Raw genomic sequence first — 11,622 nt, forward strand, 5'->3', positions numbered from 1 at the left:
TCATAGCAGGTGATGGGGCGTTGCGATTGCCTTGGGCAGGCTGATCAGGATGCGTGTGCCCTGGCCATCATGGATCGGGCTGGCGGCGGCGATACGGCCGCCCATAGCGTCAATGAAGCCCTTGGCGATCGAGAGGCCCAGGCCTGCCCCCTGGCTGCGGTCACTGGGCTCTTCCATGCGGCGGAATTTCTCGAACACCCGTTCAAGCTCGGCGGTGGGAATGCCGCGCCCTTCGTCCTCAATGCTGATGACCACATTGGCGCGGTCCTCATAGGCGGCCATCTCGATACGCGCGCCGTCCGGACTATAGGCGATGGCGTTCTCCAGGATGTTGACGATCGCCTGTTCGAGCAGGCTACCATCCACACGTACGAGGCTCAGCTCGGCGGGATAGTCGCGGGTCAGGTCCCGGCCTCCAAGGCGGCGGGTGACGCGATCTGCGGCCGCGCCCAGCACGTCGCGGACATCTGTCCAATCGGTGCGCAGGCGCAGGGCTCCACCTTCCAACCGGGTCATGTCCAGCAGATTGCCGACATAGCGGTTTAGGCGTTCGGCCTCTTCCCGAATGCTCAAGGTCAGATCATCGCGAACGGCGGGGGTCAGGGTCTTGCCATAGTCGATGAGGGTGCTGGAGGCGCCCAGTACGGTCGACAAGGGGGTCCGCAGGTCGTGGCTGATTGAGTTCAGCAGCGCCGAACGGAAACGGTCGGCCCGACGAAGAGTCTCGGCCTCCACCGCCTCGCCGGCCAGCTCCGCCCGTTCAAGGGCCACGGCCCCCTGCTCGAGGAGGGCGAGCACCAGACGTTCTGTGTCGGATCCGCTGACCATGGCCCCGGCCTCTACTCCGGCCACGCCGGCCCGGGAGCGAACCCCGTCGAGCGGCCAGAAGGTCCAGCGGGTCTGAGGCAGGGTTCCTGTGCCAAAGCCGGCCGGCTCACCCTTTTCCCACGCCCAGCGCGCGGCCGCCATCGGGGCAGCATCGAGCGACTCCAGGGTCGGTGCCCCAGCTGCAGGCTGCAGTTCGCCATCGCGCGGGAGTAGCACCATGGCCTTGGCCCCCGCAGCCGCTGCGGCCTGCTCGGCGATAGCCCCTGCTGCCGCCTCGCGGCCGGCGGCCGCTGAAAAGGTGCGACTGGCCGCCAGCAGGGCAGACACGGCCGAGGCCCGCCTCTGGGCGTCTCGGCCCTGATCGCGCACGCGCCCGGCCAGGCCTCCCGCTGCCAGGGCCACGGCCCAGAAGACGATCAAGGTCAGAAAGTCAGTCGGCGACCCAACCTGGAAGCTGTAGCGCGGTTCAAGGAACAGATAGTTGTAGACAAGGAAGGCGGCCGTTGCGGCGGCCAAGGCCGGTTTCAGCCCGTGCAAAACCCCGGCAGCCAATACGGCGGCCAGGAAAATCATACCCAGGTCCACCCGGTCGAAGGCGACGTCCAGGCCCCAGGCGACTAAGGTCGCTACGCCGACAAAGGCAGCGCCGGTCAGATAGGCCAGCCAAGGCGTGGGCCCGCGCGGCCTGGGTATCTCCTGCACGGGTTCATGGGCAGCTTCGGTGACCACATGGATTGCCGCGCCCCGGGCTTTTCGCAAAAGCGCCGCAGCCAGGGACTTGCCCATCAGGTCGCGCCAGCGACTGTCGGCGGACTTTCCGATGACGATCTGGGTGACATTGTTGCGGCGGGCATAGGCCATTACTGTGGCCACCACGTCCGCGCCGCTCAGCACAACGGTGGCCCCGCCCAGCTGCTCCGCCAGCTTTAGGGCGTCATTGGCCCGGGCCGCAGCCGCCGGCCCCGGTGGGGTCTGGTCAGGCCGGTCGACATGGGCGACCGTCCAGGGCGCATCCATCATCATGTCCGACAGGCGCCGGCCGGTTCGGACCAGTCCGCCGGCCATGGCATCGCCGCCGACCAGGACCAGGATCCGCTCGCCGGCTGCCCAAGGTCCCTCGACGCCCTTCTCACGCAGGGTGGCGATCAGCTGGTCGTCGACCGTCTGGGCCGCCCGGCGCAGGGCCAACTCACGCAGGGCGGTGAGGTTCTCGACCTTGAAGAAGTTCTCGGAGGCCAGGCGCGCCGTTTCCGGCACATAGACCTTACCTGCAGCCATTCGCTCCCGTAGTTCGTCCGGCGTGATATCCACGACTTCGATATCGTCGGCCCGCGATAGGGCGCGGTCGGGCACCGTCTCGCGCTGACGAACGCCGGTAATGCGAAGCACCACATCGACCAGGCTTTCCAGGTGCTGGACGTTCAGGGTGGTCCAGACATCGATGCCCGCCGCCAGCAGTTCCTCGACATCCTGCCAGCGCTTGGGGTGGCGTGAGCCTGAGGCGTTGGAATGGGCATATTCGTCGACCAGAAGCAGCTGCGGCTTGCGCGCCAGGGCTCCGTCAAGATCGAACTCCATGACCACACGGTCACGGTGATCCATGGGCTTACGCGGCATGACCTCCATGTCCCGCAACAGGCTCTCGGTCTCGCGACGACCGTGGGTCTCGACCAGACCGACGACGACGTCATCCCCCTTGGCCTTGCGGCGTCGGGCTGCGCGCAGCATTTCGTAGGTCTTGCCCACGCCGGGGGCCATGCCCAGAAACACCTTTAGGCGCCCCCGGCTCGCCCGGTTGGCGGCGGCCAGAAGCGCCTCAGGATCAGGACGCCCGTCAGAATATCCGCGTTCGTCGACTGGCAAGAGTCTAGCCCGGCGCACGGGCATCAAGCGCCCGGTTGACCATTAGCACATTGACACGAGGCTGACCGATGAAGCCCAGAAGCCGCCCCTGGACATTGGCGTCGATCACGGCCTCGACCTGTGCCGTCGACAGGCCCCGCGCCTTGGCGACACGGGCGGCCTGCAGACGAGCAAAGGCCGGCGAGATGTCGGGATCAAGACCCGACCCCGAGGTGGTCACGGCATCAGCGGGGATAACCGCTCCGGGGTTTTCGGCCCGCAGGGCATCGGCCTCGGTCTTGACCCGCTCAGCTAGGGCTTCGTTCATCGGACCCATGTTCGAACCACTTGAGGCCGAGGCGTCATAGCCAGAGCCGGCAGCAGACGGGCGGGGATGCAGATACCTGGCGGCCGTGAAGGGTTGGCCGATCAGGGCCGAGCCGATCACCGTGCCCTTGGCGTCCCGAAGCAGGCTGCCATTGGCCTGTTCGGAAAACGCGGCCTGGGCCACGCCGGTGATGGTCAGGGGATAGCCCATGCCCAACAGGGCGGTAAACAGGCCCATCGAGACGAGAGCCGGACGGAGGTGGGAGAGCATGACTTTTGAGTCTCCGAGGAAGGCAGCCTAGGCCAGGCCGAGGCTGGAAACGATCATGTCGATCAGTTTGATGCCGATGAACGGGGCGATCAGACCGCCGAGGCCGTAGATCAGCAGGTTGCGCGACAGCAGCTTGCCGGCCCCGACGGCGCGGTACTTGACCCCGCGCAGGGCCAGGGGGATCAGGGCGACGATCACCAGGGCGTTGAAGATCACAGCCGACAGGATCGCGCTTTGCGGGCTGTGGAGGCGCATGATGTTCATGGCCCCCAGAGCCGGCAGGGAGACCACGAACATCGCCGGAATGATGGCGAAGTACTTGGCCACGTCATTGGCGATCGAGAAGGTGGTCAGGGCACCGCGCGTGATCAGCATCTGCTTGCCGACCTCGACGATCTCGATGACCTTGGTCGGGTCACTGTCGAGATCGACCATGTTGCCGGCCTCGCGGGCCGCCTGGGCACCGGTCTGCATGGCGACCCCGACATCGGCCTGGGCCAAGGCGGGCGCATCGTTTGCGCCATCGCCGCACATGGCGACCAGACGACCCCGGCCCTGTTCCTCGCGGATCAGACGCAGCTTGTCCTCCGGCGTGGCCTCGGCCAGGAAGTCGTCGACCCCGGCCTCGGAAGCGATCGCCGCAGCGGTCACCGGGTTGTCGCCGGTGATCATCACGGTGCGAAGTCCCATGCGGCGCAGGTCGGCGAACCGCTCCTTGACGCCTGGCTTGACCACGTCCTTCAGGTGGATGACGCCGACCAGGACGCCGTTCTCGCTGACCGCCAGAGGCGTGCCGCCCGAGCGGGCGATGCGGTCAACGGCGGCGCTGACTTCGGCCGGGATCATGTTCGGGTCGAGGGCCAGGCTGCGATAGACGGCATCCACAGCCCCCTTGCGCCAGGACATCGATCCGGCATCCAGACCCGACTGGCGGGTCGAGGCGCTGAAGGCGATCGAGGTTGCGCCAGGCGGAACCTCGACGACGATCCCATGATGCCGACCCAGTTCGACGATCGACCGGCCTTCCGGAGTCTCGTCGGCCAGGGAGGCGCTAACGGCGGCGCGCAGCGCGGCTTCCGGACGGACCCCCGGGGCGGCGATCACTTCGGTGGCCATGCGGTTGCCGAAGGTTATGGTGCCAGTCTTGTCCAGCAGCAGGGTGTCGACATCGCCCGCCGCTTCGACCGCGCGGCCCGAGGTGGCCAGGACATTGACCTTCAGCAGTCGATCCATGCCAGCGATACCGACGGCCGACAACAGGCCGCCAATGGTCGTGGGAATGAGGGTGATGAACAGGGCCCCCAGAACCAGGGGGTCCAGGGCCACGCCCGAGAACTGCCCCAGTCCGAGCAGGGTGACCACGGCGATCAGGAAGATCAGGGTCAGGCCGGCCAGCAGCACGGCCAGGGCGATTTCGTTGGGCGTCTTGCGTCGGTCAGCACCCTCGACCATGGCGATCATGCGGTCGAGGAAGGTGTTGCCCGCCTCGGCCGTGACCCGAACCTTGATCCAGTCAGAGACCACGGTGGTGCCGCCGGTAACGGCCGAGCGGTCACCACCGCTTTCGCGGATCACCGGGGCGCTTTCACCGGTGATGGCCGCCTCGTTGACACTGGCCATGCCCTCGATGATCTCGCCATCGGTCGGGATGACATCGCCGGCCTCCACCAGGATCACCTCGCCGACGCCCAGCTTGTGAGCGGGGGTCGGGATGATGGTCCCGGCCTTGTCGTCGATAATCAGCTTGGCCTTTGTGGTGACGCGGGTGGCCCGCAGGCTGTCCGCCGCCGCCTTGCCGCGCCCTTCGGCGACGCTTTCAGCCAGGTTGGCGAACAGCACTGTCGCCCAGAGCCAGATCGCGATCTGGATCGCAAAGCCGGCCGGCTGGCCGCCGACCACTGCTGCGACCGCTGAAACGGTCGAGAGCAGGGCCACGATCCAGGTGGTGAAGATCACCGGATTGCTGGTCAGTTGGCGTGGATCCAGCTTAAGGAAGGCGTCCTTGGCTGCGCGGAGCAGGACTGCTGAGGACAGGCCGCCGGCCAGGGCGTTGGCTTTGCGGCGGCCGTCCCCGAGAAGGGGTTCTAGGGTGGTCATGTCAAATCGCCTTTGCGATCAGCTGTGTCAGTGGACGCTGGCGACTGCGGCGAGCGCCTGGAAGTGTTCGACGATCGGACCCAGCGCCAAGGCAGGGAAGAATTGCAGGCCGCCGAGGATCAGGATCACCCCGATCAGCAGGCCAATGAACAGGCCGCCATCGGTGGGCAGGGTGCCCGAAGACGGGGCCAGCTTGGGCTTGGCGACCAGGGCACCGGCGATGGCCAGCACCGCGACGATGGGCGCGAAGCGGCCCAGCATCATCGAGATCCCCAGGGTGGTGTTCCACCACGGTGCATTGGCCGTCAGACCGGCAAAGGCCGAGCCGTTATTGGCCGAAGCCGAGGTGTAGCCGTAGAGGATCTCCGACAGGCCGTGCGGCCCGGCGTGCATCAATCCCTTCAAGGCCTCGGGCAACACAGCGGCTACGCCTGAGAAGCCCAGCGTCGACAGCGGGATCACAAGGACCGCCAGCATCGCCAATTGGATCTCGCGGGCCTCGACCTTTTTGCCGAGATATTCGGGCGTGCGGCCGACCATCAAGCCGGCGACAAACACCGCCAGCAGGGCCATGACGACCATGACGGCGATCCCCGAGCCGATACCGCCGGGCAGGATCTCGCCCAGCTGCATCAGGAACATCGTTACCGCCCCACCCAGGGGCATCAGGCTGGAGTGCATGCCATTGACCGAACCGTTGGAGGCCCCCGTGGTCATGGCGGCCCAGGCGGCTGTCGAGGGCGCGCCGAAGCGGACTTCCTTGCCCTCCATGTTGACCGAGGAGTCGACATGGGCTGCGACTAGCGCGGGTGCCGACTGTGTCTCGGTGGCATAGATCGCCGCCGCACCGGCCGAGAGCAGGATCATGGCCGAGATCACCAGCGCGCGGATGTCCTTGCGTGCCATGGCCGAACGACCAAACGCAAAGAAGGCTGCCCAACCAAGGAGATTGATCGATACCGCCGTGATCAGGTTGGTCAGCGGCGTTGGGTTCTCGAACGGGTGGGCGGAATTGACGTTGAAGAGGCCGCCGCCATTGATGCCCAGCTGTTTGATGGCTTCCTGACTGGCCACGGCGAACAGGGCGATCTTCTGCGGCGCGCCTTCCAGGGTCGTGGCGTCAACGCTGGCGGCGAGGGTCTGGGGCAAGCCGAGGGCGACCAGCACGATCGACAGCACGATGGACAGCGGCAACAGGACGTAGAGCGTGGTGCGGACCAGGTCGGCCCAGAAATTGCCAACCCCTTCGCCGCGATTGGCAATAAAGGCCCGGGCCAGGGCGGCCGCGACGGTCGCGCCGGTGGCGGCAGAAACGAAGTTCTGAACGGTCAGGACCAGCATCTGGCTGAGCGTCGACATCGTGGTCTCACCGCCATAGCTCTGCCAGTTGGTATTGGTCACGAAGCTGGCGGCGGTGTTGAAGGCCAGGTGCGGCGAGACGCCGGCGAAGCCCTGCGGGTTCAGCGGCAGCACACCCTGCAAGCGCAGAACGGCATAGACCATCACAAAGCCGACCGCATTGAAGGCCAGCAGGGCCAGGGCATAGGCATGCCAAGTCTGGCTTTTCTTAGGGTCAATGCCGCCGGCCGCATAGAACAGAGCCTCGACGGGTTTCAGCACCGGATCCAGCCAGGTGCGCTCGCCGTTCCAGACCCGAGACATGTAGACGCCCAAGGGCCAGGCGATCACGACCGCCAAGCACAGGGTCAGGGCGATTTCCGCCCATCCTTGCCAATTCATGGATTTGATCCGTCAGAACTTGTCGGGTCGCAGCAAGGCCGCGACCATATAGGCCGCGACGACGATCGCCCCGGCTCCCCACAGCACGCTCACCAGCATGGTCAGACGCGCCTCAACGCCATGGCGAAACCCGCAAAGGCCGCAAACAGCCCCACCCCCAGCGCCAGAAAAATCAGGTCAGCCATTTGCCGCCTCCATTCGGATAGACGGCTTGAAGACCACGAAGGCCCGTAAGCTCGCCATGCGGGAGAGGGCCTGCGGGCGTAAGGGGTGCGTAAAGATCCGACTACGGGGTTGCGCCAATAGCGGACCTTGGCTCATCTCCAGAATCCGGACCTTCAGGCGGATGTGCCGAAGGCGTTGTACGACCCGAAGCAGCCCCCTGGGGCAAAGTCACATTGTCCTAGCTGCGCCGGAAACACGGATGTTTGCGTCCGGCTCAGAAGTGATCCCAGCGCGCAACTTGGACGGCACGCCCATATCTTCGCCCTGGATGATGCCTATCGCTCCACTATGCGGCCAACCGATACAACGCAGGTAGCCCGCCAGAGCGGCGGCTGCGCCCCTTCTCTGACCGTGCAGGCGAGATCTTCGAGTTGCGGCAGCTGGCGCGACGGGGTGGTCTTGGACGCAGTCGGCCGACCATCAGGATTGTGCGTTTAGGTGACGCCGGACGAGACGATCATCAACAGGCTGCGGACGGCAACCGCCGCCATTATGACGGACAGGCGGTTCATCCGGCCTCCGCGATGAGCGCCTGATCATTCGGACGGAAAAGCCGTTCACAGCGCCCTGGCTACGCGGAAGCCAACGGTCGTCCCACGCGTGAGCGGCGCGGCCGGCGCACGCCGGGCCGAGCGGATGGCGGCGGGTTCGGACGTCCAGTCGCCGCCGCGTTGCACGCGGGCCGCGCAATTGGCCTCGTCAGCTATGCCGCCGTTGTTGGGCGCGCCGAAGTAACCGATGGCCTTGTGGCAGTCGCGCACCCATTCGGCGACGTTGCCGTGCAGATCGTGAAGCCCGAAGGCGTTGGCCGGATAGCTCGCCACCGGCACAGGCTGGCCGACAACCGACAGGAAGTTGGCGTCGTCGGTGACAATGGCCTCACCGGTGTTCCAGGCCGTCTCGCCGCCAGCGCGGGCGGCGTACTCCCACTCGCTCTCACTGGGCAGGAAATACTTCTGGCCTGTCTTCTTCGACAGCCAAGCTGCGTAGCCCATGGCGTCGTTCCAGGTGACATTTATAACCGGCTGCTTGCCCTGACCCCAGCCGCCGTCGGCCGGCTTCTGCGTACAGCCGTTGTCGGCGACACAGGCATTCCACTCGTCGAACGAAATCTCGGTGCGGCCAACGGCAAAGGGGTTTGCGAAGGTCACGGGGTGGCGCGGTCCCTCGTCACGGCCACGTCCCTCCTCAGCGGCCGTTGACCCCATGAGGAAGGTGCCGGCGGGGACGACAATCATTGAGGGGCAGTTGGGGCAATCCTGCACGGTCTGGCCCGCTGCATAGCTGGCCGCTTGCGGACTCGCCGCCGTTGAGGCTGTGTCTGTGTTGTTGAGATCGACCGCCTGGATCACGGCACCGGGCGCGAGCTGGATGCCCTTCTTTCCCGGCGCGCGGATCACCTGAACGATGTACTGCGTCGATGGGGTCGGATAGATCGCGCCCACCCTGATGATGTATCGTCCCCCGCCGGCGATGTAGGTTTCCTTCGCCTTCTTTGTCCCCGGCGTCGCAAACATCTCGCCGGCAATGAAATCGGATCGAGCCTCCGTCCCGGTCAGTGGGCAACCCAAGGCCGAGACAATGGAGATCACTGATCGGCCGCCCGCGAAGCCGACCGTGAGGACGTCGCCCGGCTTGGTGTCGAAGTACAAGCAGCCCGACTCCGGCCCGGTGTCCGACCTGCTGACTCCACCATAGAGCCCATCCAACTGCATCTCCTGCGCAAACGTCGGCCCAGTGAGGATTGTTGCGCCCAGCGCTATCGCGATCAAATTTCGCATCACAGCGCCCTCGCCACCCGGAAGCCTAGTGAAGGGACGCGAACCACGCGGCTGGCTGCGCCGCGTACTGCTGAACGGGCATGGCGCGGCTCGCTGTCGAAGCCGCCGCCGCGATGGATTGCGCCGACGTTGCAGTCGCCACCGCTTGCCGCTGCGCCATTGGTGGGGGCTCCGACGTAACCGCTGTCAAGGCAATCGAGCGTCCACTCCCATACATTGCCGTGCATGTCGTAGAGACCAAAGGCGTTGGCCGGATAGCCGCCAACATTAACGGTCTTCTTGAACTGGTTCAGGATGTTGGCGTCATCGGTAATGATCGCGTCTCCGGTGTTCCAGGCCGTGTCGGAACCGGCTCGCGCGGCATATTCCCACTCGGCTTCTGAGGGGATGAAATACAGTTTTCCCGTCTTCGTGCTGAGCCAGTTGGCGTAGTTCACAGCCTGGGCGAAGTTGACGTTGATGACCGGGCGGCGGTCACGGCCCCAGCCCTGGTCTGGCGGCGAGGCCCCGCAAGCACCTGCGGCAACGCAGAGATCATATTCTGCGAACGTGACCTCATAGGTCCCCATGGCGAACGGACGCGCGAACATTACCTGGTGGCGTGGACCCTCGATGCCATCACGGCCCAGCTCATCCGGAGGCGACCCCATAACGAAGGAGCCGCCGGGAAGAACGGTCATCTGCGGGCAGCCAGTGCAGTCTGCGAAGGCCGAGCCCACCTCGCGCGTCTCGCCACCGCTGACGGTCGATGCCGTGCCGTCGCGCGGCTTGGCCGCTGCCACGCCCGGGGGCAGTACCTTGCCCTTGGGCGTCGCGTTCTGAACGATCTTGATGGTGTATGGCCCCATGCCCTGGCTGCCGGCAAAGATGCCGACGCCCCAGATCGCCGTGGTGCGCACCAGATACCGACCACCACCGGATACGAAGCTGAACTCCTGGTCACCGCCGACACCAGCGGTGCCATTCTTATGGACCACGGTGAACTCTTCGGAGCAGGCTTCCCCCCCGCCCACGTAGAAATCCATTCGCATAGCTTTGGAGCTCACATCGACGGTGACGGAAGTCCCCTTATCCACATCAAGCTCGAAGCAGTGATAAGGGGCGCGAGGTTCCCGGTCGGTCTCGACAAACCGCGCAGCAACGACGCTTCCGGGCTTCAAAACGCCCTTGCTGGTTCTCGATGGCGACTGAGCCGCCGCCGAGGTCGCGCAAAGCAGCAGCATCGCGGCGGCGGCCAAACGGCAAGCTCTAAGCATCAACTTATCCACTATTGTCACAGCGCCCGCGCTACACGGAACCCGACGCTGGGCAAGCGCTGCCCTAGCGGTGAGGGGCGGCGCGCAGCCGAACGGGTCAATGCCGGTTCGTCGGCAAAACCACCGCCGCGTACAACCCCGCGCACGCAGGTTCCGGTGCGGGCCCCTCCGTCGGCGGGCGCGCCAAAATAGCCAGTGTCGTCGTAGCAATCCTGGACCCACTCAGCGACGTTGCCGTGCATGTCGTGCAGGCCAAAGGCGTTGGGCGGAAAGCCGCCGACCGCCACGGTCTTCCCGAACTGACTTAGCAAGTTGGCGTCGTCGATAATGATAGCGTCGCCAGTCGACCAGGCGGTGTCTCCGCCGGCGCGCGCGGCATATTCCCACTCGCTCTCGCTGGGCAGGAAATACTTCTGGCCTGTGCTCTCTGACAGCCAGGCGGCATAGGCACGAGCATCGCTCCAACTCACGTTGATGATCGGGCGCGTCGCTTGTCCCCAGCCCTCGTCGGCCGGCCGATGCAGACATCCGCCGGCGTCGACGCAGACGTTCCACTGCTCGAAGGTGACCTCTGTGCGGCCGATGGCGAAAGGTGCAGTGAAGGTGACGGGGTGGCGCGGGCCCTCATCACGGCCACGGCCGATTTCCGTCGACAGCGAACCCATCATAAACTGGCCGGCGGGCAGCACCAACATCTCTGGGCAGGTCGGGCAGTCCTTGATCGTTTGGCCGGCGACGGTAGTCGCGTCGGCCCGAGAAGCCACCGTAGAGGCCGTCGCTGGACCGATATCGGCAGCGACTTGGACGACCTCGCCTGGTGCCAGACGGTCACCGCCGGAACCGCCTCGCGTCGCGGTGAGCGTGTATTCGAAAGTCGAGATGTAGCCGACTGCACCCGTGAATGGCGACTGTGCATGCACACCAATCATGTAGCGGCCGCCGCCCGACAGTATCTTGACTTCCGAACTGCCTGTGCCGGCGAACATCTTGGCCTTGCCAAGGATTTCGGGCGTTCCCTCCAGGCAGGTTTGACCACGATGGACAGAAACCCAGACCGGCTTGTTGTATAGGTTGGGTGAGTGGTTTTTGGCCTCGATTTGCCAAGTTTCACCCGCCTGGGTGTCTAGCACATGGCATTCAGTGGGCCGGTCCCAGTTGGCATTGCGGGGCGTGTCCGCGCCAAGCTTACCTGTGATCGGTTGTCCCGATTGAAGGGGGGCGGAGTCGGCAGCGGATGCGAACACAAGGGCGGAAA

Annotated in this window: 7 protein-coding genes; all 7 read right to left on the reverse strand. The window is 65.5% G+C overall.

Annotation, left to right across the window (positions count from 1 at the left end):
* Positions 1-2,715, reverse strand: a complete 2,715-nt coding sequence (locus AQ619_RS16880) for a sensor histidine kinase (protein WP_166504290.1) — start codon at positions 2,713-2,715, stop codon at positions 1-3.
* A complete protein-coding gene (gene kdpC / locus AQ619_RS16885) occupies positions 2,696-3,268 on the reverse strand; it encodes a potassium-transporting ATPase subunit KdpC (protein ID WP_062150390.1) in 573 nt (190 codons plus the stop codon). Before kdpC ends, AQ619_RS16880 begins: the two co-directional genes overlap by 20 nt.
* A gap of 27 nt (positions 3,269-3,295) precedes the next feature.
* A complete protein-coding gene (kdpB, locus tag AQ619_RS16890) occupies positions 3,296-5,365 on the reverse strand; it encodes a potassium-transporting ATPase subunit KdpB (protein WP_062150400.1) in 2,070 nt (689 codons plus the stop codon).
* A gap of 27 nt (positions 5,366-5,392) precedes the next feature.
* Positions 5,393-7,105 carry a potassium-transporting ATPase subunit KdpA gene (kdpA, locus tag AQ619_RS16895; protein WP_062150403.1) on the reverse strand — a complete coding sequence of 571 codons (1,713 nt, stop codon included), beginning with the start codon at positions 7,103-7,105 and terminating at the stop codon, positions 5,393-5,395.
* A gap of 782 nt (positions 7,106-7,887) precedes the next feature.
* Positions 7,888-9,111 (reverse strand): formylglycine-generating enzyme family protein, encoded by a 1,224-nt coding sequence (locus AQ619_RS16900; RefSeq protein WP_084746117.1) that lies wholly within the window; start codon positions 9,109-9,111, stop codon positions 7,888-7,890.
* Positions 9,111-10,349, reverse strand: a complete 1,239-nt coding sequence (locus tag AQ619_RS16905; RefSeq protein WP_166504291.1) for a formylglycine-generating enzyme family protein — start codon at positions 10,347-10,349, stop codon at positions 9,111-9,113. The genes AQ619_RS16900 and AQ619_RS16905 overlap by 1 nt, the downstream gene beginning before the upstream one ends.
* Before the next feature lie 35 nt (positions 10,350-10,384).
* Positions 10,385-11,497: a formylglycine-generating enzyme family protein gene (locus AQ619_RS16910; RefSeq protein WP_062150413.1), complete on the reverse strand. Its 1,113-nt coding sequence runs from the start codon at positions 11,495-11,497 to the stop codon at positions 10,385-10,387.
* Between the last annotated feature and the right edge of the window lie 125 nt (positions 11,498-11,622).

Source organism: Caulobacter henricii, assembly GCF_001414055.1.
Classification (GTDB): Bacteria; Pseudomonadota; Alphaproteobacteria; order Caulobacterales; family Caulobacteraceae; genus Caulobacter; species Caulobacter henricii.

Bases quoted from the DNA above. Each gene is read 5' to 3' on its own strand.
- kdpA (WP_062150403.1), bottom strand. From the start codon at position 7,105: ATGAATTGGCAAGGATGGGCGGAAATCGCCCTGACCCTGTGCTTGGCG.
- kdpB (WP_062150400.1), bottom strand. From the start codon at position 5,365: ATGACCACCCTAGAACCCCTTCTCGGGGACGGCCGCCGCAAAGCCAAC.
- kdpC (WP_062150390.1), bottom strand. From the start codon at position 3,268: ATGCTCTCCCACCTCCGTCCGGCTCTCGTCTCGATGGGCCTGTTTACC.
- AQ619_RS16880 (WP_166504290.1), bottom strand. From the start codon at position 2,715: ATGCCCGTGCGCCGGGCTAGACTCTTGCCAGTCGACGAACGCGGATAT.
- AQ619_RS16900 (WP_084746117.1), bottom strand. From the start codon at position 9,111: ATGCGAAATTTGATCGCGATAGCGCTGGGCGCAACAATCCTCACTGGG.